Source organism: Streptomyces sp. NPDC059917 (genome assembly GCF_042730635.1).
Classification (GTDB): domain Bacteria; phylum Actinomycetota; class Actinomycetes; order Streptomycetales; family Streptomycetaceae; genus Streptomyces.
Window position 1 is genome coordinate 18614 of sequence record NZ_JBHWLC010000018.1, and the last position, 24152, is coordinate 42765.

At 73.2% G+C, this 24152-nt stretch carries 23 protein-coding genes; 9 read left to right on the forward strand and 14 right to left on the reverse strand.

Annotated elements, in window-relative coordinates:
- The first annotated feature begins 25 nt into the window (after window positions 1-25).
- From ACFWAR_RS13180 to ACFWAR_RS13205, 6 genes are all read left to right on the forward strand, one after another.
- Complete coding sequence (locus ACFWAR_RS13180) at window positions 26-1567, forward strand: MFS transporter (protein WP_385776285.1); 1542 nt, start codon at window positions 26-28, stop codon at window positions 1565-1567.
- Between the two features lie 36 nt (window positions 1568-1603).
- A complete protein-coding gene (locus ACFWAR_RS13185) occupies window positions 1604-2176 on the forward strand; it encodes a cupin domain-containing protein (protein WP_385776287.1) in 573 nt (190 codons plus the stop codon).
- Window positions 2177-2271: 95 nt separating this feature from the next.
- On the forward strand, window positions 2272-2742 hold the full coding sequence (locus ACFWAR_RS13190) for an ester cyclase (protein WP_330335530.1): 471 nt from the start codon (window positions 2272-2274) through the stop codon (window positions 2740-2742).
- Window positions 2743-2931: 189 nt separating this feature from the next.
- Complete coding sequence (locus ACFWAR_RS13195) at window positions 2932-4449, forward strand: DHA2 family efflux MFS transporter permease subunit (RefSeq protein ID WP_385776290.1); 1518 nt, start codon at window positions 2932-2934, stop codon at window positions 4447-4449.
- Between the two features lie 156 nt (window positions 4450-4605).
- Window positions 4606-5208, forward strand: a complete 603-nt coding sequence (locus tag ACFWAR_RS13200) for a dTDP-4-dehydrorhamnose 3,5-epimerase family protein (protein WP_385776292.1) — start codon at window positions 4606-4608, stop codon at window positions 5206-5208.
- On the forward strand, window positions 5205-5852 hold the full coding sequence (locus ACFWAR_RS13205; RefSeq protein WP_385776293.1) for an NADPH-dependent F420 reductase: 648 nt from the start codon (window positions 5205-5207) through the stop codon (window positions 5850-5852). The genes ACFWAR_RS13200 and ACFWAR_RS13205 overlap by 4 nt, the downstream gene beginning before the upstream one ends.
- Window positions 5853-5910: 58 nt before the next feature.
- Here ACFWAR_RS13205 and rfbD read toward each other — a convergent pair whose 3' ends face one another.
- Genes rfbD through ACFWAR_RS13220 form a run of 3 tightly spaced genes read right to left on the reverse strand, consistent with a single transcriptional unit; the run spans window position 5911 to window position 8860 of the window.
- Window positions 5911-6801: a dTDP-4-dehydrorhamnose reductase gene (gene rfbD / locus ACFWAR_RS13210; protein ID WP_385776295.1), complete on the reverse strand. Its 891-nt coding sequence runs from the start codon at window positions 6799-6801 to the stop codon at window positions 5911-5913.
- Window positions 6798-7796 (reverse strand): dTDP-glucose 4,6-dehydratase, encoded by a 999-nt coding sequence (gene rfbB / locus ACFWAR_RS13215; protein WP_385776297.1) that lies wholly within the window; start codon window positions 7794-7796, stop codon window positions 6798-6800. The genes rfbD and rfbB overlap by 4 nt, the downstream gene beginning before the upstream one ends.
- Complete coding sequence (locus ACFWAR_RS13220; protein ID WP_385776299.1) at window positions 7793-8860, reverse strand: glucose-1-phosphate thymidylyltransferase; 1068 nt, start codon at window positions 8858-8860, stop codon at window positions 7793-7795. Before ACFWAR_RS13220 ends, rfbB begins: the two co-directional genes overlap by 4 nt.
- A gap of 167 nt (window positions 8861-9027) precedes the next feature.
- On the opposite strand from ACFWAR_RS13220, the gene ACFWAR_RS13225 reads away from it, so the two are divergent.
- On the forward strand, window positions 9028-9447 hold the full coding sequence (locus ACFWAR_RS13225; RefSeq protein WP_385776301.1) for an ester cyclase: 420 nt from the start codon (window positions 9028-9030) through the stop codon (window positions 9445-9447).
- An 18-nt stretch (window positions 9448-9465) separates the two neighbouring features.
- Here the strand turns inward: ACFWAR_RS13225 and ACFWAR_RS13230 are convergent, their stop codons facing one another.
- Together ACFWAR_RS13230 and ACFWAR_RS13235 are read right to left on the reverse strand one after the other, a co-directional pair.
- Complete coding sequence (locus ACFWAR_RS13230; protein ID WP_385776303.1) at window positions 9466-10425, reverse strand: hypothetical protein; 960 nt, start codon at window positions 10423-10425, stop codon at window positions 9466-9468.
- A 196-nt stretch (window positions 10426-10621) separates the two neighbouring features.
- A complete protein-coding gene (locus ACFWAR_RS13235) occupies window positions 10622-11773 on the reverse strand; it encodes a serine hydrolase domain-containing protein (protein WP_385776305.1) in 1152 nt (383 codons plus the stop codon).
- Between the two features lie 71 nt (window positions 11774-11844).
- Between ACFWAR_RS13235 and ACFWAR_RS13240 the strand changes: the two genes are divergently transcribed.
- Window positions 11845-12504, forward strand: a complete 660-nt coding sequence (locus ACFWAR_RS13240) for a TetR/AcrR family transcriptional regulator (protein WP_385776307.1) — start codon at window positions 11845-11847, stop codon at window positions 12502-12504.
- Window positions 12505-12572: 68 nt separating this feature from the next.
- Here the strand turns inward: ACFWAR_RS13240 and ACFWAR_RS13245 are convergent, their stop codons facing one another.
- The 3 genes from ACFWAR_RS13245 to ACFWAR_RS13255 all read right to left on the reverse strand — a co-directional run bounded on the left by ACFWAR_RS13245 (window position 12573) and on the right by ACFWAR_RS13255 (window position 14006).
- Entirely contained in the window at window positions 12573-12830 is a 258-nt protein-coding gene (locus ACFWAR_RS13245) for a hypothetical protein (protein WP_385776309.1), read from the reverse strand.
- 117 nt (window positions 12831-12947) lie between these two features.
- Window positions 12948-13145, reverse strand: coding sequence for a hypothetical protein (locus tag ACFWAR_RS13250; RefSeq protein ID WP_385776311.1), 198 nt, complete (start codon window positions 13143-13145; stop codon window positions 12948-12950).
- Window positions 13146-13154: 9 nt separating this feature from the next.
- On the reverse strand, window positions 13155-14006 hold the full coding sequence (locus ACFWAR_RS13255) for a helix-turn-helix domain-containing protein (protein ID WP_385776313.1): 852 nt from the start codon (window positions 14004-14006) through the stop codon (window positions 13155-13157).
- A 245-nt stretch (window positions 14007-14251) separates the two neighbouring features.
- Between ACFWAR_RS13255 and ACFWAR_RS13260 the strand changes: the two genes are divergently transcribed.
- Window positions 14252-14776 carry an ATP-binding protein gene (locus ACFWAR_RS13260; RefSeq protein WP_385776315.1) on the forward strand — a complete coding sequence of 175 codons (525 nt, stop codon included), beginning with the start codon at window positions 14252-14254 and terminating at the stop codon, window positions 14774-14776.
- A 7-nt stretch (window positions 14777-14783) separates the two neighbouring features.
- On the opposite strand, the gene ACFWAR_RS13265 is transcribed toward ACFWAR_RS13260, so the two are convergent.
- From ACFWAR_RS13265 to ACFWAR_RS13290, 6 genes are all read right to left on the reverse strand, one after another.
- Window positions 14784-15743, reverse strand: coding sequence for a Gfo/Idh/MocA family protein (locus tag ACFWAR_RS13265; RefSeq protein WP_385776317.1), 960 nt, complete (start codon window positions 15741-15743; stop codon window positions 14784-14786).
- Window positions 15740-17140: an NDP-hexose 2,3-dehydratase family protein gene (locus ACFWAR_RS13270; protein ID WP_385776319.1), complete on the reverse strand. Its 1401-nt coding sequence runs from the start codon at window positions 17138-17140 to the stop codon at window positions 15740-15742. The genes ACFWAR_RS13265 and ACFWAR_RS13270 overlap by 4 nt, the downstream gene beginning before the upstream one ends.
- Before the next feature lie 139 nt (window positions 17141-17279).
- Window positions 17280-19154, reverse strand: a complete 1875-nt coding sequence (cydC, locus tag ACFWAR_RS13275; RefSeq protein WP_385776321.1) for a thiol reductant ABC exporter subunit CydC — start codon at window positions 19152-19154, stop codon at window positions 17280-17282.
- Between the two features lie 329 nt (window positions 19155-19483).
- Window positions 19484-21217, reverse strand: a complete 1734-nt coding sequence (gene cydD, locus ACFWAR_RS13280; protein WP_385776323.1) for a thiol reductant ABC exporter subunit CydD — start codon at window positions 21215-21217, stop codon at window positions 19484-19486.
- Window positions 21218-21252: 35 nt separating this feature from the next.
- The gene (locus ACFWAR_RS13285) at window positions 21253-22311 is read right to left on the reverse strand and encodes a cytochrome d ubiquinol oxidase subunit II (protein WP_385776325.1); all 1059 of its coding nucleotides are present in this window, start codon (window positions 22309-22311) and stop codon (window positions 21253-21255) included.
- Window positions 22308-24101: a cytochrome ubiquinol oxidase subunit I gene (locus tag ACFWAR_RS13290; RefSeq protein WP_385776327.1), complete on the reverse strand. Its 1794-nt coding sequence runs from the start codon at window positions 24099-24101 to the stop codon at window positions 22308-22310. The genes ACFWAR_RS13285 and ACFWAR_RS13290 overlap by 4 nt, the downstream gene beginning before the upstream one ends.
- Window positions 24102-24152: the final 51 nt, after the last annotated feature.

Consider the following 24152-nt stretch of genomic DNA (forward strand, 5'->3'; position numbering starts at 1 on the left):
CGGCGGGCCCACCCGAGAGGGAGCCATGAACACCGAGAAGAACGCACCCCGTCACCAGGACCAGGCACCGGCCGCCGCGTCCGCGCAGGGACCGGGCACCGACACCCCGCCCGACCCCCGACGATGGCGCCTGCTCGTCTTCGTCGCCCTCGCCCAGTTCATGGTGCTCCTCGACACCACCGTGGTGAACCTCGCGCTGCCCGCGATCCAGTCCGACCTCAAGGCCACCGCCACCGGCATCGAATGGGTGCTGACCTCCTACATCCTGTGCTTCGGCGGCCTGATGCTGCTCGGTGGACGCACCGCCGACCGCTGGGGGCGCCGGCGCACCTTCCTGCTCGGCGCCGTCCTGTTCACCGCGGCCTCCTTACTCTGCGGCCTGGCCGACGGCACCGGCCTGCTCATCGCCGCGCGCGCCCTGCAGGGGTGTGGCGCGGCGTTCCTGTCCCCGGCCGCGATGTCCCTGGTGACCACCATCTTCCCCAAGGGCAAGGAGCGGACCACCGCCCTCGCCATCTGGGCCGCGCTGGCCGGGCTCGGCGGCACCCTCGGCGTCATCGCGGGCGGCCTGATCACCGACAGCCTGAACTGGCGCTGGATCTTCTACATCAACATCCCCTTCGGGGTCGTCGCCGTGATCGGCGTGCTGATCCTGGCCAGCGGCCGCACCGAGGCCAAGAGCGAGTCCACCCCGGACATCCTGGGCGCCGTCGCCGTCACCGGGGGCCTCGCCTCCCTCGTGTACGCCATCGTCAACATCCAGGACAAGGGCTGGGGTTCGATCCCGTACGTCATCGCCCCGGCCGTCGCCGCGGTGGCGCTGCTGGTCGGCTTCGTCGTGGTCGAGCGCAAGGTCGCCGACCCGCTGATGCCGCTCCAGCTCTTCGCCACCCGCTCCCTGGTCACCGCGGGCCTCGGCCGCATCCTGACCAGCGGGGTCCAGGCCTCCGTGCTCTTCCTGAGCAGCTACTACCTCCAGCGCACCCTGGGCTACTCCACCCTCAAGTCGGGCTTCGCCTTCCTGCCGCTCGGCGTGGTCGCCATCCTGATCACCGCCCCGGCCACCCGGATCATGCACAGGTCCGGCCCCCGCCCCGTCTACCTCTTCGGCGCGATCGGCTCCGTCCTCGGACTGATCCTGCTCACCCGGGCCCCGCACGACGGGAACTACCTCCTCGACGTGCTGCCCGCGCTGCTGGTCCTGGGCGCCTCCATGCAGTGCTGCGGCATCCCGGTCAACGTCCACGGGGTGTCCGACATCCCGCAGGAGCAGCAGGGCATCGCCTCCGGCGTGCTGGTCGCCGCCTTCCAGGTCGGCGCCTCGCTCGGCGTGGCGACCGTGGCCACCAGCGCCATGACCCGCACCACCGGCGAACTCGCCGACGGGCGGCTCCCGGCGATCGCCTGGGTGGACGGACTGCACCTGGGCTTCTGGATCGCGGTGGGCATCGGCGTACTGAACCTGCTCAACGCCTTCTTCGGCCTCCCCCGACGGCGCCCGACGCAGACCTCCGTCGCCCTCACGCGCACCGCCACCGCCCCCGCCCCGAGCACCACCACCGTCTGACCGACGAACGACCACCCCAGATCAGAGAGGCATCCGATGGCCCGCCCCGGAGACACCCTCCAGCTCGGACAGGACAAGCTCACCTTCCTGACCACCTCGTCCCAGACGAACGGCGCCTACGTGGAGGTCGAGGTCGAGTACGCCCCGACCGTTCTGAAGCCGCCCGTCCACTACCACCCCAGGCAGACCGAGGCCATGCGGGTGCGCGGCGGCCGCATCGTCATCCAGCTGGACGGGGTCGAGCACGAGTACGCCGAGGGCAGCGAGTTCTACATCCCGCCGGGCGTGCCGCACTCCATGTGGAACCCGGGTCCCGAGACCACCCGGATGGTCTGGCGCACCACCCCCGCCTACCAGACCGAGCGCGTCTTCGAGACGCTGTGGGGCCTGGCCAACGAGGGCCGCCTCACCGCGGACGGCCCCAAGCTCCAGATGCCCTTGCTCGCGCTCGGCTTCCGGGACGAGTACCGGGTGATCACCGGTCGGCCCTACGCCCTGGACATGGCCCTGTGCACCCTGCTCGCGCCGGTCGGCCTGGCCTGCGGCTACCGGCCGTTCTACAAGCCCCCGCAGCAGCAGCGCAGCCGGCCGGTGACGGCGGACGCCTGACCGACCGGCCCGTCCGGCCTGACGTTCGAGCCGTACGCGAGGTCGCGGCCCTAGCGTCTGCGACATCAAGCCGGTCGACGCGTGGAGGAACGGTCATGGCCACCGAACAGCACGAATTCACCCTGCCCGGTGCGGATCTCCCGCAGCCCGACGCCGACCTGCGCAAGCGGCGCGAGGCGGTCGTCCTCGCGCACACCGTCGCCGAGATCGCCTGGGACATCGACGGCGTGCTCGCCACCTTCCCGCGCGGCGGCATCTACCGCATCCAGGCCTTCGAAGAGGGCCCGCTGATCGGCGAAGAGGCCATCAAGAAGGGCTACTTCGCCGACCTCAAGGCGGCCTTCCCGAACCTGGAGCACGACCTGCACCACGTCCACCACACCCCCACCGCCGTGATCCTGGAGGCCCAGGCCCGCGGCAAGCAGGAAGCGGACTACCGGGGCATACCCAACCTCGGCAAGTCCATCGACGCCCCCGTCGCGGTGTTCTTCCACTTCGACGGGGACGTCCTGGTCGACGAGACGCTGTACTTCGACATGGCGACCTTCCAGCGCCAGCTGGGCTGACCTCCCGCACGCGTCCGACCCGAGCCACCCTCCCCGTCCGGGGAGGGTGGCTTCGCGTGTCCGTGGGTCCACCACGAATCGAGGAGGGCTGTAGTCCGGTTCCGTAGCGTCGTGAGCGCCGAAACGGCCTGTGTCACGGATGAGTTATGAGCATCTCCTACTGACATTGCCTCCAGAAAGGATGCTCGGATGAGCACCGTCAACCCCCCAGCCTCGGCCGGTGGAGCAAAGGGGGTGGTCTTCTGGGCCATCCTCACCACGAGCCTCGCCTCCTTCATGGCAGGGCTGGACAACCTCGTGATCATCACGGCGCTGCCCACCATCCGCGAGAAACTCGGCGGCAGCCTCACGGATCTCGAATGGACGGTCAACGCCTACACCCTGTCCTTCGCGGTCCTGATGATGTTCGGTGCCGCGCTCGGTGACCGCTTCGGCCGTCGCCGGATGTTCGTCCTCGGCCTGCTGCTCTTCACGGGCGCCTCGGCCGCCGCGGCGCTCGCGCCCGGCATCAACGAACTCATCGCCTTCCGCGCCGTCCAGGGCGCCGGCGCGGCCATCATCATGCCGCTGTCGGTCACCCTGCTGACCGCCGCCGTCCCCGCCGAGAAGCGCGGTACGGCGCTCGGCATCTGGGGCGCCGTCAACGGCCTGTCGATCGCGGCCGGCCCGCTCGTCGGCGGTGCGATCGTCGAGCACCTGTCCTGGCAGTGGATCTTCTGGCTGAACGTCCCGATCGGCCTGGCCCTGGCCCCGATCTCCTGGCGCAAGCTCAAGGAGAGCAAGGTCGCGAACTCGCGGCTCGACGCCGTCGGCACCATCCTCGCCAGCATCGGCCTCTTCGGCATCGTCCTCGGCCTGATCAAGGGCCACGGCGACGGCTGGACCTCGCCCGTCGTCCTCGGCTCCCTCATCGGCGGCGTGGTCGTGATGGCCGTCTTCGTGGTCTGGGAGAACAAGACCGAGCACCCGATGGTCCCCATGCGCCTCTTCAAGATCCGGGCGTTCACCGCGATCAACCTGGCCGGCACCCTGATGTCGGTCGGCATGTTCGGCGCCATCTTCCTGATGACCCAGTTCCTCCAGAGCATCCAGGGCTACAGCGCCATGGAGGCCGGCGTCCGGCTGCTCGCGTGGACCGCGATGCCGATGGTCGTCGCCCCCATCGGCGGCATGGTCTCCGACAAGATCGGCGGCAAGCCCGTCGTCACCCTCGGCCTCGCGATGATGACCGGCGGCATGGTCTATTGGGCCTTCATCCTCGAACCGAACGTCTCCTACGTCGCCCAGCTGCCCTCCCTCATGATCTGCGGCGCGGGCATGGCCCTCTTCTACGCACCGCTGATGAACCTGACGATGGGCTCCGTCAAGGAGGAGGAGCAGGGCATCGCCTCCGGCGTCACCGCCGCCACCCGCGAGGTCGGCGCGGCGCTCGGCGTCGCACTGCTGGCCTCGATCTTCAGCGCCAACGGCGGCTACGCCTCCCCGCAGAACTTCGTGGACGGGCTGGTCCCGGCCATGTGGGTCGGCGCCATCGGGGTCGCCCTCGCCACCCTGTCCATGCTGATCGCCCCCGGCAAGGGCAAGGGCGTCCAGCCCGAGCTCGCCGCCCCGGCGGCGCAGGGTTCCGCCACCGTGGCACCGCCCACGGCCAAGGCCCCCGCGGCCAAGGCGCCGGCGGACAAGAAGGCCCCCGCGTCGGTGCGTTGACCGACCGCACGCTTCCCACCGACGGCCCCCGCGTCCTGTGCGCGGGGGCCGTCGGCCGTGTCCGACCGCTCCGGCCGGGTTCGAGCGCGGCCGGAGCCGGTGCCCCGACGATCGGACAGCCCGCTGTTCACGACTTCGACAACGAACCGAGGAAGCATGGCAATTGAGGAGATGAAGGTCCGGGACGCCTTCCGGATCACGCCGTCGCAGCTGACCGACAACCGCGGCCGCTTCTTCGAGGCCTGGCGCATCGGCGAACTCACGGAACTGAACGGCCAGCCCTTCACCGTCAAGCAGGTCAACTTCTCGATCTCGTCCCGCAACACCCTGCGCGGCATCCACGGCACCACCCTGCCCCCCGGCCAGGCGAAGCTCGTCACCTGCGTGCGCGGCGCCGCCCTCGACGTGGTCGTCGACCTGCGCGTCGGCTCGCCGACCTTCGGCATGTTCGACACCACCGTGCAGGAGGCGGACTCGGGCATCGGCGTCTACCTCGCCGACGGCCTCGGGCACGCCTTCCTCGCGCTCACCGACGACACCTGCATGAACTACCTCTGCTCCGAGGAGTACGTACCGGGCACCATGGTCGACATCCAGGCCCTCGACCCGGCCCTGGGCATCCCCTGGAACACCTCCGAACCGCTCGTCAGGTCCGAGAAGGACGCCGTGGCCCCGACCCTGGCCGAGGCCGTGGCGCTGGGGCTGCTGCCCACGTACGAGCACGCCCTCGCCTCCTACGGGCCGGGCCACCGTTCGTGACGGACATCGCCGTCCTCGGCTCCGGGGCCGTCGGGACCAGCCTGGCCACCGGGCTGGCCGCCGCCGGCCACCGGGTGCTGATCGGCACCACCCGGCCCGACCGCGCCCGCCCCGGCGACGACCCCGCCCGCGCGGCGGGCATCCGGTGCACCGGCCACGCCGAGGCCGCCGAGAACGCCGGGATCGTCTTCAACACCACCCCCGGCGAAGTGTCCGTCGCCCTGCTCGGCGGCCTCGAACCCGCCCTGCGCGGGCGGGTCCTGGTCGACGTGTCCAACGCCGCCGAACGCAGCGCCGAGGGCTTCCCCGTCGCACCCGTCCACCCGCACAGCAGCCTCGCGGAGGAGATCCAGCGGGTCCTGCCGCGGACCCGGGTCGTCAAGGCCCTCAACACCATGGACCACCGCGTGATGACCGCACCGCGGATCCTGCCCGCCCCCGCCACGGCCTTCCTCAGCGGCGACGACCCGCGGGCCAAGGAAGAGCTGACGGCGCTGCTGATGGACCTGGGCTGGCCGCGGGAGTGGATCCTCGACCTCGGCGGCCTCTACACCGCGCGCGCCCTCGAATGGACCGTCCTGATGCTGGGCCCCTTCGTCACCCGGCACGGCTTCGTCCCCTTCGGCCTCGCCATCGCGCACTGAGCGGCGGTCGGGGAACCCTCCCCCCCCCGCCGCTCACGACCTGGCCTTCGTACCGGCACTACGTGGTGGCCAGCACCCGCGCACCGGCCCGCGCCATCAGCGCCGGCATCGCCGCCGCCAGTGCCTCGCGCCAGTCCCGGATCACCTCGATGCCGGCCGCCTCCCAACGGCCGCGCTCCAGCACGCCGTACGCCGGGCGCCGCGCCCCCGCGGCGGGGCCGACGAGGGGCCGGACCCGTCCGGGATCCGCGCCCAGCAGCCGGAACACCTCGCGCGCCAGCTCCAGCCGGGTGCAGTCGCCACCGCTGGTGGCGTGGTAGATGCCCGGGGCCGCGCCGAGCCGGGCCGCCCGGCCGAGCGAGACGAGCCGGTCGGCGACGTCCAGGCTCCAGGTGGGCTGACCCCGCTGGTCCTCGACGACCTCGACGAACTCCCGCTCCCGCTCCAGCCCGATCATCGCCGTGACGAAGTTGTCCCCGCCCTCCCCGAACAGCCAGGCCGTCCGCACGACGTACCCGGTCCACGGCAGGAGCCGCAGCACCGCCCGCTCGCCCTCCAGCTTGCTGCGCCCGTACGCGGTGCGCGGCGCCGGCGGCGCGTCCTCCGGGTACGGCACCCGCGCCTCGCCGGAGAAGACGTAGTCCGTGGACAGGTGCAGCAGCAGCGCGCCGAACTCCCCGCACGCGCTCGCCAGGTGCAGCGGCGCCGCGCCGTTGACGTGCTGGGCCTGCGCCTGGTGCGTCTCGGCGGCGTCCACGTCCGTGTAGGCCGCCGCGTTGACCACCACCACCGGCCGGTGCGCGGCGATCGCCGCGCGCACCGCCCGCCGGTCGCGCACGTCGAGCTCCCCGCGGCCCAGGCACACGGCCGGTTGCCCGGCCGCCTCCAGCGCCGTCCGCAGGTCCCGGCCCAGCAGCCCGTCCGCGCCCGTGACCAGCCAGTGGTTCACAGGGCGGCCTTCTGCTTGAGCGGCTCCCACCAGGCGCGGTTGTCCCGGTACCAGACGAAGGTCTCGGCGAGGCCCTCCTCGAACTCCTTGCGGGGCCGGTAGCCCAGCTCGGTGGAGATCTTCGTGCAGTCCACCGAGTAGCGCAGGTCGTGGCCGAGCCGGTCGGCGACGTGCTCGACCCGGTCCCAGCCCGCGCCCGCCAGGTCCAGGAGCAGGGTGGTCAGCTCCTTGTTGCTCAGCTCGGTGCCGCCGCCGATGTTGTACACCTCGCCCGCGCGGCCGCCCGTGCGCACCAGCTCCAGGCCCTGGACGTGGTCGTCGATGTGCAACCAGTCGCGGACGTTGAGGCCCTCGCCGTAGAGCGGTACGCGCAGCCCGTCGAGGAGGTTGGTGACGAACAGCGGGATGACCTTCTCGGGGAAGTGGTGGTGCCCGTAGTTGTTCGAGCAGCGGGTCACCCGCACGTCCAGGCCGTGCGTGCGGTGGTACGACAGCGCCACCAGGTCCGAGGACGCCTTGGAGGCGGCGTACGGCGAGTTCGGCCGCAGTGGATCGCTCTCCGGCCAGGACCCCTCGGCCACCGACCCGTACACCTCGTCCGTGGACACGTGCAGGAACGGCACCGGGCCACCGGGACGGCGCAGCGCGGCGTCCAGCAGCGTCTGCGTACCGAGCACGTTGGTGGTGATGAACTCGGCCGCGCCCAGGATCGAGCGGTCCACGTGCGACTCGGCGGCGAAGTGCACCACCTGGTCGTGCCCGGCCACCAACTCGGCGACGAGCGCGACGTCGCAGATGTCCCCCTGGACGAACCGGAACCCGCGGTGGTCGCGCACCGGGTCGAGGTTCGCGGGATTGCCCGCGTAGGTGAGCTTGTCGAGCACGGTGATCGCCACGTCCCCGGGGCCGGCGGGCCCGAGCAGCGTACGGACGTAGTGCGAACCGATGAACCCCGCCCCGCCGGTGACGAGGATGCGTGTGGCGTCAGTGGTCATGAGGAGATCTGCACCTTGCTGTGGTCGCCGAGGATGAGACGGTGGGCCGCGGGGACGCGGGGGGCGGGGGTCACCTCGACGTTGCGTCCGATGATCGAGGCCTCGACGCGGCTGGCGCCGCGGACCGAGGAGCCGTCCAGGATGATGGAGAACTCGATCTCGCTGTCGGTGATCGTGCAGTCCCGGGAGATCGAGGTGAACGGCCCGATGTACGAGCCGGCGATCACGCTGCCCGCGCCGATCACGGCGGGGCCGACGATGCGCGAGTCGCTGACCTGGGCGCCCTCGTCGATCTGCACCCGGCCGATGATCTCACTCGCGGCGTCGACCAGGCCTTCGATGCGGGGCTCGGCGCGTTCCAGGACGGAGCGGTTGACCTCCAGCATGTCGTTGACGTTCCCGGTGTCCTTCCAGTAGCCGGAGATCGTCGTGGACCGGACGTCGAGGTCCGCGTCGATCAGCCACTGGAGGGCGTGGGTGATCTCCAGCTCGCCGCGCCAGGAGGGCTTGATGGCGCGCACGGCGTCGTGCACGGCGGGCGTGAAGAGGTAGACGCCGACGAGCGCGAGGTCGCTCTTGGGGACCTCGGGCTTCTCCTCCAGGCCCACCACCCGGCCGTCGGGGCCGAGCTCGGCGACGCCGAAGGACTTCGGGTCGGAGACCTGGGTGAGCAGGATCTGCGCGGTGGGACGGTCCGCGCGGAAGGAGTCGACGAGGTCGGAGATGCCGCCGACGATGAAGTTGTCGCCGAGGTACATGACGAAGTCCTCGTCGGCCAGGAACTCCCGGGCGATCACGACGGCGTGGGCGAGGCCCAGCGGCGCGGTCTGCGGGATGTAGGTGACCTCGATGCCGAACTTCGAGCCGTCGCCGACGGCTTCGCGGATCTCGTCGGCGGTGTCCCCGACGACGATCCCGACCTCGGTGATGCCTGCGTCCGCGATCGCTTCCAGGCCGTAGAAGAGCACCGGCTTGTTCGCCACGGGCACGAGCTGCTTGGCGGATGTGTGGGTGAGGGGGCGCAGGCGGGTTCCGGCCCCGCCGGAGAGTACGAGAGCCTTCATGGCACCAGAGGCTAGGAGCGGCCGCTCGAGCCGGGGTGGGGATCCGCCTCGAGCCGGGTCGCGGCCTCGCCCCCGCTCCAGCGGGGCTCCACCGCGCATGCGGATGGTCGGGTGTGCAGCGACGACGATCGGCGACGCGAGCCGTCACGAGAGGCAGGCACACACCCATGTCGGAGAACCACCGGGACCTCGTCCAGCGCTTCGTGGACATGATCAACAGCCATGACGTGAGCACGATGGCCGAGCACACCGCCGTCGACCACATCGACCACAACCCGATCGTCGCGGACGGCATCGAGGCCAACACGGCCTTCTTCCAGTCCATCTTCGACGCCTTCCCCGACGTCAAGGTCGTCGCCCACGACCTGATCGTCGACGGCGACCGGGTGGCCGGCCGCTTCGAGTACTCGGGCACCCACCAGGGCCCCTTCTTCGGCATACCGGCCACGGGCCGCAGCCTGAACTTCCAGTCGATCGACATCTGGCGCGTGGAGAACGGCCTGCTGGCCGAGCACTGGGACCAGCTGGACGTGGCGGGCATGTTCCACCAACTGGGCGCGGACTTCTACGCGCTCCAGGGGGAGTAGCCCTCCGCGCCGCCGGGGTCACCATCCCCGGTCGTAGATCGCCCGCAGCCACGGTTCCCCGACGGCGGGCATCCGCGCGAGCGTGTACCGGAACGCGTCCCGGGCCGGCCGGAACGGGCACTGCGGGTGCGGCGGCAACGGGTCGTCCCGCTCGACGCCCGCCGGCAGCCCGCCGACCGCCGGCAGCCGGGTCCGGTGCGGCGGGAAGGCGAGTTCGGCCCAGAGCGCGGCATCCATGGGCACCGGCACCGCCCCGGCACGCGGCTGCCACATCTCGCCGGTCTGCGGATGGACCGGCACCAACACCAGGTCGGCCCGCGGCTCGCCGTACCCCGGTCCCGCCAGGTCCAGCCGCTTCGCGCCGTCCCGGGCGTCCCCCGTGGGCTGCAGCGCGTCGAGTGCCCGGCCGAGGAGCTCCGCGACCGGCCCGGGCGCCACCTCGACGGGCGCGCCCCCGGCGGCCACCACCACCTGGGCGAGGGCCACGCCCGCCGGGATGTCCCGGTACTCGCCGAGCCGGTGCCACAGCGTGCCGGTGGCCAGTAGTTCCGCCCAGCCCGTGATCGGCCGCTCCGGCGGGCCGGGCAGCCGCACGACCGCCCGGGGGTCGAGCCGGACGACCTGCCAGCACCCGCAGTCGTCCATCCTCGTCGCGACCGGCAGATCGCAGCCCAGGCAGGCGAGGTTGGGCCCGTCGCTGCCGTCGATGCCCATGCAGTAGCCCCCGGCCCGCTCGAGGATCAGGCGGGTGCCGTGCATGTCGCCGGGCGCGAGGAGGACGGTGCCCGACGGCCCGTCGGAGAGCGCTCCGGACGGCGCGAAGCGCCCCCGTTCCGCCGCCTCGTGCGCGCCGACCTCGTCCCACTGCCGCCAGGGCGGCCCGTACGGTGCGGGGTCGACGGCGTAGGACCCGGCCTCCAGCAGCGGCGGGTGCAGCCGCTCCCAGTGGGCGTCGGCCAGGTGGATCGGCAACGCCACCTCCGAAACCGCCGCCGTCAGGACCGCACCGCAGCCCGCACAACCGAACACCGCCAAGCCGTCCCCCCACCCCGTCGAAGCCTGCATCCCACCAAGCGGGCGGACCGGGGGCAACGGGTTTTCGGACGACGCCCGATGCCTGGCGCTCGACGCCCGATGCCGCGCGGCAGGGGCGGTGCGGGTCCCGGCGTCCCGGTCAGCCGTACATCGCCACGCGGTGGAAGGTAGCCAGCGCGTCGTCGATGGGATGGGGCTGCGGCTTGCCGGAGGGGTCGAGCCGGTTCCACCTCTGCAGGTTCACCGCGACGGACATCTGCCGTGCGCCGTCGGCGCGGATCATGGACAGTGCTCCACCGCCCCAGACCGAGCCGCCGTGGCCCCAGAAGGTGCTCCGGCCGGGGCTCTCCATCGGGTACAGGCCGAGGCCGTAGTCCATCGTCTTCCCCTCCTGGGAGATGACCGGGCCGGTGCGTCGCATCTGCTCCAGCGACGACGGGCTGACGATCTCTCCGGCCAGGAGCAGGCGGTAGAAGCGGTTGAGGTCCGCGACGGTCGATATCAGGGAGGCCGCCGGCCCCGCGTACGACATGTCGTAGACGCTGTAGTCGCGCGGCGGGTCGATCATCCCGAACCACGCCTCGTAGAGCCGCGAGTGCGGTCCGTCGACGTGCGGTCCGGCGGGGAGTTCGGTGTCCCGGAGCCCGGCGCGCTCGATGACGTCGCGGGTGATGCACCGCTCGGCCGCAGTGCCCGTCACCTCTTCCAGGAGTTGGGCGAGGAGCAGGTAGTTGGTGTTGGAGTACACCCCCGGAGCGCCGCCCGGGACGCCGACGGCGGGTGCGGCGACCCCCATCGCTATCAGTTCGACGGGGTCGAACCGGGTGAACCGGTGGTCGTCCAGGCTCTGGGGCCGGGTGTCCGCGACGACGGGCATCCCCTTGAGGGAGGGGTAGGCGTAGGGGAGGAACTCGGCGAGGCCGCTGGTGTGGTTGATCAGCATCCGGACCGTGATCGCCGCACCGCGCGCTCCGGGAACCAGCTTCGGCAGGTACCGGCCGATCGGTGCGTCGAGGCCGATCCGACCGCTCTCGACCTGCCGCAGGACCGCCGCGGCGGTGAAGGTCTTGGTGATGCTGCCGACTCGGTGCCGCATGTCGGCGGTGACGGGGCGGCCGGTGGCGACGTCGGCGACCCCGGCGGCGCCGCGCCAGACCTGTTCGCCGTCCCGCACCTCGGCGAACAGGCCCGGCATCCCGGCGCGGTGCACGTTCTCGATGGCGGCGTCCAGTAACGCGGAATCCAGTGGGTTCTTCACGTCATGCGTCCCTTCGTGTTCCCCGGCACTCATGTCCTCATTATGCACGCACCGCGTGCAACACCAAGTGCATAGGTTAGACTGGGTCCGACGAGAGGGGCGAAATGGCAGGTCGAAGGCGTTGGTCGACCGAGGAGATCCTGGACGAGGCGGCGGAGTTGCTGCGCACGAGCGACGCGGAGTCGTTCAGCGTGCGCAAGCTCGCCGCGTCCCTCGGGACCGATTCCTCCAGCCTCTACCGGCACTTCCGCAGCAAGACGGAACTGCTGCGCGCGGTCGCCGATCGGATCCTCCTGGCGTCCATGGACGGCTACCGCGCCGAGGGCGACTGGAAGCAGCGCATCACCGCGCTGGCCCTGCGCCTGAGGGAGGCGTTCGGGCAGCAGCCCCAGCTCGCCGCGGTCTGGGGACGCTATGCGTCAGGCGGCGCCGGTTCCCGGCTGGTCATGGAAGAGGTGCTGCAGGCGCTGCGCGCGTCGGGGCTGCCCGACGAGGAGATTCCGGCGCGCTACCACCGGCTCGCGGTCCTCATCGCCTCGTTGATCGCCTCCGAGGCCGGGGTCAGCACCATCACCGAGGAAGAGTACGAACAGGGCATGGAGCTGTTCCGCGTCGCGGTGCTCGGCGCCGACCCGGAACGCTTCCCCGCCCTGGCCCACTTCGCCCGCGACGTCCGCCCCCTCGGAGCGGACCGCCGCGCCGCGTTCGAAGAGATCCTCGCCGCCCAACTCGCCCACATCGAGGCGGCGATCCCCACGGACTAGGTCCGCATGGAGCCGGTCCGGGCGGGGGTGCCGCCCGGACCGGACCGTGGAGGGGGTGCTCGGCCGCCTCAGCGGTTGTGGTGGTGGTTGTGGTGGTGGCGGTGGTGGTTCTGGCCGTAGCAGTAGTACCAACCCCAGTCCCAGTTCCAGTACCAGTCGTAGCAGTAGCCGTGATCGTTGTGGCTGGGGGCCATCGCCGTCGTGCTGTCGGTGTGCGCCGCGGTCGGCGCGGCGAAGGCGGTGGAGGGCAACAGTGCCCCCGCGGCGGCCAGGGCCGTAGCGGCCGTGAGTACGGCGAAGCGCTGTTTTCGGGATGTGCGAGTCATGGTCGTTCACCTCCGGCGAGCAATGCTTTCGGTTGCGGGATCCCATGCCTCGATTTGAGCCCGGCCGGGCGCGCGGCGTCACGCCCCGGGAATTCGGGGCTTGACAGACCGCCGGGCTCAGTCGGCGAGCAGGTGGTCGGCCTTGCCCGCCTTGATGTCCCGGATCAGCTGGCGCAGGGCGTCCGCCGTGTCGGTGACGTACGCGGCCTCCGCCCCGGCGACGGCGATGTAGCTGTTGCCGTCCCCGTCCACCCCGATCCGGTAGCAGCTCGCTCCTTCGCCGCAGAACGCTTCTTCCCATGCGATGTCGGCCATCGGTGCCTCTCAGAGTTGACGGGCCAGTTGGTGGATGAAGTCCCGGGATGCTTCCGGTGTCAGGCTGAGACGTTCCGTCCAGTCCAATTGGGCACGGTACTTCGAGAGTTGGGCCTCGGTGTGCAGGAAGTCGGGGCCGTGCGTGCTGTCGACCTGCACGGTGTCCAGCCGGGGGACGGGGCCCTCCAGGTAGTTGACCGTCTGACCGGCGCCGGGGAAGCCGCCGGCCTCGAAGGGCAGGACTCGTACGACGATGTTGTCGCGCTCGGAGGCCTCGGCGAGGTGTTCCAGCTGCGCGCGGGCCACCTTGCGGCCGCCGAACTGCATGCGCAGCGCCGCTTCGTGTACGACCGCCACGTACGCGGGTGCCGATTCGCCCTCCAGTACCTGCTGGCGCTCCAGCCTGTGGGCCAGTCGGAGGGCGATCTCCTTCTCGGGCAGGGGCGGTACGACGAACCGGAAGAGGGCGAGTGCGTGGTCACTCGTCTGCAGCAGGCCCGGGACGTGCACCGAGTGCGCGCACCGCATGCGCGTGGCGTGGGACTCCAGCTCGGCGATGTCCAGTACTGCGGCGGACAGCGCGCCGCGGTAGCGCTCCCACCAACCGCGCTGGCGGGGCTGGGCCATGGCGACCAGGGCGTCGACGTAGGCCTCGTCCGCGCAGTCGCAGTGGCAGGCGAGGGAACGCAGCCGGTCCTCGCTGATGGTCCGGACGCCTTGTTCGATGGCGGAGACCTTCGTGCGGTCGACCCCGAGCAGGCCCGCGGCGGATTCGGCGGACACGCCCGCTGCCAGCCTTATGCGGCGGAGCTCGGCGCCCAGTCGCTTCTGCCGTTCTGTCGGTGCGGTGCGTGGCGGCATGGGTGCAGTCTGCCGTGCGCGCGTCCCCGCGATCCACGAAGTGGGTCAATTCCCGCATCCAGGTGGCGAAAAGCCCACCGGAATCGCTACGTTGGGTAACGCACCGCTCACGCAGCGGGAGATGAAGTGCATCGCCGCAGCATGCCTCGGGCCTCGGCGACGGGCCACGCTCCCCGGTCGCGTCAGCCATTCGTGCGCGCCGAACTCGCCGTAGTCAGTCACCGTCGACCTCAGGGAGTCCCGCGATGTCCAGCCACCCCTTCACCTCCTGCCCCCCGTCGCCGCCCGCGAGCGTCGGGGGCGAGCCGCCCGCGCTGTCCACGCTCGCCTGTGGCTTCACCGTGCCCGGGGAGCCGCTCGGTGCCCAGATCGCGCGGTCGGCCGTACGGTCCGCGCTGCACGCGTACCGGCTCGATCCGCTGGCACCGGCCGTCGTCCAGGTCGCCGGTGAACTCGTGGCTACCGCATGGCAGTTGGATCCGGGCCGGAGCGTGTACCTGTCCCTCCGCCATCGCGAGGACTCGCTCCGCCTGACCGCCTACGACGGCCACGTGCCGCACGCCCACCCCCGGCTCGCCGCCCACTGCGAGGCCCGGCGGCGGGCGGCGCTGCGGGTCATGGCCGCAGTGGTGCGCGCGTGCGGCGGGGCCTGGGGCTTCGGGCAGTCCCGCGAGCCCGGCGGCGGGAACCGGACCTGGGCGCACCTGCCGCTGCGCGGGGCGGCGGAATTCCTGGGGACGGGCCGGACGGCCTCGGAGCCGCACGTGTAGAACGGGCTCAGGCGGTGGTCGCCGTCGTCGCGATCGCCTCCATCAGGCGGGCGTGGGTGAGGATCGACTCCGTGTGCGGGGTGAAGTCCTCGGTGTGGAGGACGGCCTTCGCGAAGGTGCCCGCGATGTTCGTGAAGTGGTGGTCCGGGGCCAGGGGGATCTCCTCGGTGCCGGTGGCGCGCTCCACGCGCAGCAGCGGGGTGAAGTCGTCCGGGGTGCTGAAGGCGCGCTCCAGGCGCAGGCGGCCCTCGCTGCCCCAGAGGCCGTAGCCGCTGAGGTAGGAGTGCTCGACGCCGTACGCCAGGTGGGCGGCCGCGCCGGAGGGGGAGGTCAGCAGGGCGCTGCCGGCGGGCTGGGGACCGTACGCGCTGTCCGGGCGGACCTGCGCGCCGGCCACCCGCAGGTCCGGGCCCAGGAACAGCTGGGCCGCGCGGACCGGGTACGCCGCCACCTCCGGCAGGGTGCTCGCGCGCACCCCGCCCGGACGCAGCGGGATGCCGAACTCCGAGGTGAAGAGCTGGACCTCGCCGATCACGCCGTCCGCCACCAGCTCCCGCACCCGCGCGTGCTGCGAGTGGTGCAGGAACATGAACGACTCCATCAGGAGGAGGCCGCGCTCGCGGGCCGCCGCGACCGCCTTCTCGGCGTCCGGGAGGGAGGTCGCGAAGGGCTTCTCGCACAGCACGTGCTTGCCCGCCGCCAGCGCCCGCAGCGTCCATTCGACGTGCATCTCGGGCGGCAGCGGGATGTACACCGCGTCCACGTCCGAGCGGTCGAGGACCTTCTCGTACCCGGCCAACGGCGCGCCGCCGAAGCGGTCCGTGAAGTAGCGGGCCTTCTCGATCGTGCGGCTGGCGATCGCGGTGATCTCCACGAGCGGCTGGCGCAGCATCGAGGGCAGCATGCGGCGGTCCGCGATGTCGGCGCAGCCCAGGACGCCGATGCGCAGGGCGTTCGGCGCGCTCACAGGGCGTACGCTCCGCCCAGCGCCCAGGCCGCCCGCAGGCTGGTCAGGAGCGTGCGGGCCTCGATGTTCAGGTAGTTGCCGTGCTTGAGGAGGCCGGCCAGCTGGCCCGCCGTCACCCACACGAAGTCCTCCGGTACGTCCACGGGGAACTCGTCGCCGACCTCCACCAGCGCGTAGCGGTTGCCCGCGTGGTGGAAGCGCCCGCCCTCCTCGGACTGCACGGTGTCGTACAGCATCCGGGACTTCGGCGCCGACAGCACCATGTCCAGGTAGCGCGGCTGCCGCTCGGGGGGCAGGGCCAGCGCCCGGCCCGGCTGGCACTGCACGGTCGGGCCCAGCTCGGCGACGTCCAGGACACCGGCCTCGGAACGGGCCTGGGCCAGCAGGTGCGGGACGCCGCCGATCCGGCGGACGACGAAGGCGGCGAGGCCCTGCTCGGCGGGGGCGAGCAGCGGCTGGGTCCAGCGCTGGACCTCGCGGTTGGCGGCGGACACGGAGGCCGCGATCACGCTGAAGTGGTGGCCGTCGGAGTGCCGGATCTCGTGGTCGGTGCGCTCCCAGCCCTGTACGCCGGCCAACGGCAGGCTGCTCTGCACCAGTTCGCGGGTCGCCTTGACCTCGGTGAGCCAGGACAGGACGTGCTCCGTCGTGTGCAGCGAGGGGCCCTCGTCCGCGAAGGTGGGGATCAGCGACAGGACGGTGCGGGCGTCCATGTTGATCACGTTGTTCTCGTAGAGCAGCTGGTGTATCTGGCCGAGGGTCAGCCAGACGAAGTCCTCGTGCTCGGGTACCTCGCCCAGCGCCTCCACCACCATGTTCCGGTTCCGCTTGCGCAGGAACCAGGAGCCCTGCTCGGACTGGAGGGAGTCGAACAGCACCCGGGAGCCGACCCGCGGGGGCTTGAAGTAGTCGATGTAGTGCACGGGCGCGCCCTTGTGCACGCCGGTGTAGTTGCTGCGGGTCGCCTGCACGGTGGGGGACAACTGCACCGTGTCGAGGTTGCCCGGCTCCATCTTGGCCTGCATCAGGCAGTGCAGGACGCCGTTGAACTCCTTGACGACGATGCCGAGGATGCCGACTTCCGGCTGGTTGATGATCGGCTGCGACCAGGACGCGCCGTGGCCGCCCCACTCGGTGCGCACCCGCAGGCCCTCGACGGAGAAGAAGCGACCGCTGTCGTGGACGAGGTTCCCGCTGCCGTCCTCGAAGTGCCAGCCGACGAGCTCGGCGAACGGGATGCGCCGCACGTCGTAGCGGTTGGTGCGCCGCTGCTCGGCGAACCAGTCGCGGAAGACCGGGTTGGGGGTCACCGAGCTGTCGAGGGCCTGGGCCGACAGGGTGAACCGCCGCCCCAGGCTCGTGACGACGCCCGGGGGCATTGCCTGGGTGATGGTCATCGGTGGACTCCTTCGCCTTGTCCCGCGCGCCCAGGGGCAGCCGGTCGCACCACGACGATGGGGGAGCGCGATCGGCTGTGGCTGGAGAGGGCCTCGAGGTGGGGCGCACGGGGGCTGGAGCGGAGCGAGCGGCGGGCGCTCACCCGGCCGCCGCCGCCGGTGCGGGCCGCCGGGCGCGGCGGTGGTCCTCGGCGGCCCGTTCCGTGCGGTACCGCTCCCGGTAGTGGCCCGGTGCGGAGAGGAGTTCGGCGTGCGTGCCGCGCTGGACGACGCGGCCCCCGTCCAGGACGAGGATCTCGTCCACCGCGTCCAGCCCGATCGTCCGGTGGCTGATCAGCAGCACCGCGCGGTCGGGGCGCGGCGCGAGGAGCGCGGCGAGCACGGCGTCCGCCTCGCGCGGGGCGAGGGACTCGGTGGGCTCGTCCAGGACCAGGACGGCCGGGTCGGCGAGCAGCGCGGCCGCGAGGCCGAGGCGTCGGCGCTCACCGCCCGAGAACGCCGCCGCGTCCTCGCTCACCTCGGCGTCGAGCCCGCCGGGCAGCCCGCGCACCCAGGCCGCGGCCCCGGCCCGGGTCAGGGCCGCCCACAGCCGGTCCTCGTCCGCGCCGGGGCGGGCCAGCAGCAGGTGGTCGCGCACGGTGCCGGCGAAGACGTGGTGGTACTGGGTCAGCCCGGCGGCCAGCCGCGGCCGCAGCGTGCCCGGTGCGAGCTCCGCGAGCGGTACGCCGCCCAGCGCGACCCGGCCCGCGGTGGGCTCCAGCAGCCCCAGGGCCAGCCCGGCGAGCGTGCTCTTCCCGGAACCGCTGGGCCCGACGAGCGCGATCCGTCGGCCCGGCGCGAGCAGCAGCCCGATCCCGGTCACGGCGGGGCGCGCGCTGCCGGGGTGGGTGACGCCGACGTCGGTGAACTCCAGCGCGAGGGGGCCCTGGGGGAGGGGATGGCTCACCGTCGTCGCCGTCGCCGTCGCCGTCGCCGGGAGTGCGTACAGGGCGCGCAGGCGGTGCAGGGAGGTGGTCAGGCGGGTCAGGTGGTCGGCGGCGGTGCGGACGGGGGCGGCGAGGTCGAGGGTGGCCAGGGCGGTCAGGGTCAGGACCGCGGCGGTCACCGGGGCGGCGCCGCGCACCGCCAGGACGGCCACGGCCGCCGTGGTGCCGAGCTGGACCAGGACCGCCGCGGCGGCCAGTGCGGCCGCGGTGCGGGCGGCGGCCCGCTCGCGGCGGGCCACGGCGCGCGAGGCGTCCCGCTCGCCCCGCGCCACCCGCTCCGTCGCCCCGCACAGGGCGAGGTCCTCCGCGCCCTCGACCACGTCCACGGTGCGCGCGGCCAGTTCGGCCCGGGCCGCCGACAGCCGGGCCGCCGTGCGCCGCCCGGTCAGCACCGCCAGCAGCGGCAGCGCCACGCAGGCGAGCAGCAGCCCCGCCGCCAGTGCCCACCCGGCGGCGGGCAGCACCAGAACGCTCCACACCGTGACCCCGCCGCCCACGAGCAGCGCGGTCAGCAGCGGCAGGGCCACCCGCAGCAGCGCGTCCTGCACCGCGTCCGCGTCGGCGACGAGCCGGTTCAGCAGCTCACCGCGGCTGAACGCCCGTAGCCCGTACGGCGCGTGCGGCGCCAGCAGCGTCAGCAGCCGCCCCCGCAGCCGCTCCATGATCCGCAGGGTCGCGTCGTGGCCCCACAGCCGCTCGGCGTAGCGCAGCGCTCCCCGCCCCAGGGCGAAGGCACGCACCGCGACCACCGCGACCATCAGGGCGCCGAGCGGCGGCTGTTGGGAGGCCCGGCAGATCAACCAGGCCGCGCTCGCGGTCAGGGCGATCGCACAGGCCTCCCCGAGGGCGGCGGCGACCGAGGCGCCCACCAGGCGCCCGACGGGGGCCGGGGCCGGGGCCGGGTTCCCGGCGGAGGCAGGGGTCGCGTCCGGGGTCGGGTCCTGGTCCGGGGTCGGGCCAAGGGCCGGAGCGAGGTCGGGGACCCGGCCGGGGGCCGGATCCGGGGCGGGCGCCGCGGTCGGGGTCATGGGCGGATCTCCTCGGGAGCGAGGGCGAGGGCGCGTGCCGCGCGGGGCGGGGGTCCGGCGGGCGGGGTCATGGGCGGAGCCCCTCGGGAGCGGGAGCGGGAGCGGGGGCGAGGGCGCGGGCGCGGGCTGCGCGGGGCGTGGGCCCGGCGGGCGGGGTCATGGGCGGACCCCCTCGGGAGCGGGAGCGGGAGCAATGGCGAGGGTGCGGGCCGCGCGGGGCATGGGTCCGGTGGGCATGGGCGCGGTGGGCCTGGTCGGGGCTGTGTCCCGGGTCCGACGGCGGGGCAGCGGGGCCGGGGGCGGATCCGGGGTGGGTGCCGGGGGCGGGGTCATGGGCTGGTCCCCTCCGGAGCGGCGGTCGGCGTCGGCGGCCCGGCGGATACGGGGGCCGGTGCGGGGCGGAACGCGTCCAGGCGGAGGACGGTGTCCGTGTGTTCGACCACCGCCGGGCGGTGGGTGGCGACCAGGAGGGTGGCCCGGCCGGCCACGGCGGCCAGGGCCCGGAGCACGTGCTCCTCCGTGCCGCCGTCGAGGCGGGCCGTCGGCTCGTCCAGCAGCAGGAGCGAGGGGCGCCGCAGCAGCGCGCGGGCCAGCGCGATCCGCTGCCGCTCACCGCCGGACAGGCCGGCGCCGCCCTCGCCGACGCGGGTGGCCGCCCCGTCCGGCAGGCGGTGCACGAAGTCGGCCGCGCCCGCGGCCTCCAGCGCGTCCCACACCTCGCCGTCGTCCGCCTCCGCCCGCCCCAGCCGCACGTTGTCCGCGACCGACAGGGCGAACAGGTGCGGCTGCTGCGGCACCATCGCGATCCGGTCCGTCCACGCCGCCCGGTCCTGCGGGGTGCGCGCGACCACCGATACGCCGCCCACCCGCAGGTCCCCGGCGAGCGGCGGCAGCAACCCGGCGACCGTCCGCAGCAGGGTGGTCTTGCCGACCCCGCTCGGCCCGGTCACCGCGCAGCTGCGCCCGGCCTCGAACCGCCAGGACAGCCCGGTCAGCGCGGGCGCGTCGGGCCCGTGCCCGTGCCCGACGGCGAGCCGGTCCAGTACCAGGGGGAACCGGGCCGGATCGGGCAATGGCCGTACCAGGGACGGCCGTTCGCGTACGAGCACGGGCCCCGCCGCGTCCCCGTCGAGGACGGCGCGGACCTGCGCCAGGACCGTACGTCCCTCCTGCGCCGCGTGGAAGCGCGCGGCCAGCAGCCGCAGCGGCCGGTACGCCTCCGGGGTCAGCAGCAGCACGGCCAGCCCCGTCGACAGCGGCATCGCGCCGTCCAGCAGCCGGAAGCCCACCGGTACGGCGATCAGCGCCACCGACAGGCTGGTCAGGGTGTCCATGACGAAGGTGGAGAGGAAGGCCACGCGCAGGGTCCGCACCGTCGCCCGCCGGTGTTCGGCGGCCCGTGCGCGCACGCTCTCGGCGGCCCGGTCCTCCTGCCCGAAGACCCGCAGGGTGGCGAGGCCGTTCAGGGCCTGGAGGAAGTACCCGCCCAGGCGCAGCAGCACCGCCCACTGCGCTTCGGTCCGGGCCTTGGTGTGCATGCCGACCAGCGCCAGCAGCAGCGGCACCAGCGGCAGCGTGACGAGCACGACCAGCCCCGAGACCCAGTCCGCCGCCCAGATGGTGCCGGTGACGGCGAGCGGCAGCACCACCGCCTGCGGGAGCAGGGCGATCGATCCGGTGAGGTGGTCGTCGAGCGCGTCCATGCCCCGGCCGAGCAGGGCGACCACCGAGGCGGGTCGCGGGCCCCGGCCGCGTACGGCCGCCGCGGTGACCGCCCCGGTGAGCCGCGCCCGCAGCTCCTCCTTGTACCGGGCGGCCGCCGCGCCCGCCGAGGCCCGGTCCCACCAGGCGTGCGCGGCCCGTCCGGCGATCACGGCCGCCAGCAGCGGGACCGGAACGGCGTGCAGCGCGGCTCCCGGCCCCCGCTCGACGGCGGCCGCGAGCACCGAGGCCAGGAGGACGCACTGCAGGAGCGTCAGGACGGCTTCCGCCACCGCGCCGAGGGCGCGGTGCACGAGGAACCGCCGGAGCAGGGGCGAACTCCGTACCAGGGCGAGGTCCATCGGTCGCTGTCCTGACTCTCGGGAAGGCGGGTGGCTCAGGAGAAGGCGGGGGTGTCGAGCGCCGTGCTCCCCGCCGTCGCCCCGGGCGCCGGTGCGGCGGTCCGCGCCGGTGCCCACAGGACCAGCCACATGTAGACCTGCGCCGCGATCACGATGAGCAGCACCGGCCCGGAGGTCCAGATCACCGCCGCCAACGCGGTTTGGTCCGTGGCCAGTTGGGCCGCCGTCGGCGCGGGCACGCCCGCGACGGTGGAGGTCAGCAGGGCCGGGTACTTGCCCGCGAAGACCGCCCCCGCCGCCGCGATCACGGCGGCCGTGGTCGCCCAGGGGGCGAGCCGGGCCCGGCCGCTCCCGGCCAGGGAGCGGGTCAGGAGCAGCGCCCCCACGCCGATGACGACGGCCAGCGTCGCCAGGACCGGGTGGCGCAGCACGTCGCCGTCGAAGGTTCCGCCGACGAAGCCCGTCAGGGCGGTGACCCCGAGCAGCGCCGCCGAGAGCGTCGCGCCGATGGTGGTGAGCGCCGCGGCCCGTCGGGCCGGGTCGCCCGTCAGCCGGGCCGCCACGAAGGCGCTGCCGTGCGTGGCCAGGAGCGCGACCATCGTCACGCCGCCGAGCAGGGTGAAGAGGTTCGGGGCGGCCACGCCCCGCACGTGACCGTCGCTGCCGAGGGAGACCCCGGCGGCCGTGACGGCGAGGAAGCAGCCCCAGCCGAAGGCGGCGGCCGCTCCGGCCGCGCAGATCAGCAGGTCGAAGGCGCGCCGGACCCGTTCGCCGGGGTGCCGGCCGCGCAGCTGGATGCCCGCGTTCAGGGCCAGCGCCCCGGCGAAGGCGATCAACGCGTAGGGGTAGGCGCCGTCGACGAGCGCGCCGCGCAGCCCGGGCAGGGTGCCGGCGAGGGCGCCGATGGAGACCAGCAGCCAGGCCTCGTTGCCGAGCAGCAGCGGGCCGACCGCCCCGAGCACGGCCCGCCGCCCGGGGGCGTCGGAGCCGATGCGGGGGAGGGCGAGCCCGACGCCGTAGTCGATCCCGGCGAGCACGAGGTAGCCGGTGAACAGGACGATGAACGCCACGAGGGCGAGGGTCGGGTAGGTCATGACGGGTGCGCTCCTTCCCGGGGGGCCGCGGGGGCGGTGGTGGACCCGGGGGGCCCGGCGGCGTACGGGCCCGACTGCGGCGAGCGGGGGAGCGTACGGGGATCCACGCGCGGGTCGTGGACCGCGGCGGCGAGGCCGCTGCCGAGGGAGTCCGCCGCCCCGGCGGTGGCGGTGGCGGCGGTGTCCTCCGCGGCCCGGCCGAGACCGCTCTCGCCGGGGCCGCGCATCGCGGCCCGGGCCAGCAGCCACCAGTCGAGGCCGAGCAGGGCGACCACGAGGACGACGAGGACCAGCAGCGAGGCGGTCAGCCGCCCCGCACCGAGGCCGGGGGTCATGGCCTGGCGGGTGGTCAGGATGCCGGTGATGACGAACGGCTGGCGGCCGACCTCGCGGACGATCCAACCGCAGAGGTTCGCGACGAAGGGCAGCGCCATCGCGAAGGGCAGCAGCCGCGCCAGCAGGGCGGACCGCATGACGTCGCCGCTCCGGCCGCCGGGGCCCCGGCCGGGCCGACCGGGCGCGGGGTACTGGCCGTAGGGGGGCTTCGGGCCGTAGGGGGGATTCGGGCCGGGCTGGGCGTACGGGGGGTACTGGCCGTTCGGGGCCGGTCGGCCGTACCGGGGGTCGTACTGGCCCGGCCGGGCGTACTGGCCCGTCGGGCCGTTCGGGCCCTGGCCCGGGGGCCATTGGCCCGGGTGGACCCGGCGGCCCTGGTACTGCGCCTCGGCCTGGGTCTGGTACTGCCCCTGGGCCTGGTACTGCCCCTGCGCCTGGTACTGCGCCTGCGCCTGGGCCTGGTACTGCGCCTGGGCCTGCCATTGGCCGTACTGGCCCGGGCCCGGGTGGTGCTGCGGGCTCGGTTCGCGCAGGGATGCGAGGGCCCAGATGCCCAGGATCAGCAGCACGCCGCCGATCATCATCATCAGGGTGAGGGCGCCCAGTACGGGCCCCGCCGGCGGTCCCTCCAGCGGGCCGAACTTCTTCGCCAACTCCTGGAGCTGGCGCGTCACTTCCGCCTGGTTGCCGTCCAGCACCGCTCCCTTGAGCGGCTGGTCCTTCTTCGTGTTGCCGAGCTGGACCATCCCGCTGAGGACGACCAGGGAGGCGCCCCAGGTCCCGGCGTGCGCCCCCGTCTTCAGGGAGTGCCGTACGAAGGAGCGGTCCGCGCGGCCGCGCCGGTGCAGCAGGAGGCTGATGCCGAGCATGAAGAAGCCGCCGACCGCGAGCGCGCCGCCGGTGATGTGGAAGATGGCGATCCATGCGTTGGCGTTGGAGAACAGCGCCCCGAAGCCCGTCAGTTCCAGGTGCCCGTCGCGCATCGTGTAGGCGACCGGGTTCTGCATGAAGCCGTTGGCCAGCAGGGCCCACACCGCCGAGGTGTACGCCGCCGCGGCCACCACCCAGACGCACGCCAGGTGGACGTACTTGGGCAGCCGGTCGAAGCCGAAGATCCACAGGGCCAGGAAGGTCGACTCGGCGAAGAACGACACCACCGTCTCCACGGCGAGGGGCGCCCCGAAGACGCTGGCCGCCGTGGATTCCAGACCGGTCCAGTTGGCGCTGAGCTGGAACTCCATGGCCAGGCCGGTGGCGATGCCGACGGCGTAGTTGATGACGTAGAGGGTGCCCCAGTAGGTGGTCATCCGGCGCAGCGCGGGGTCGCCGGTGCGCACCCAGCGGGTGTGCGTGACGGCGACGAGGGCGACCAGCCCGAGGGTGAGGGTGACGAGGAGGTAGTGCGTCCCGACGGTGAGGCCGAACTGAAGGCGTGCCAGGTCCTGGGGAGCCATTCCGTTCACCTCGATTCTTTCGTCGCTAGAATTCCTAGCAACACTAGACAA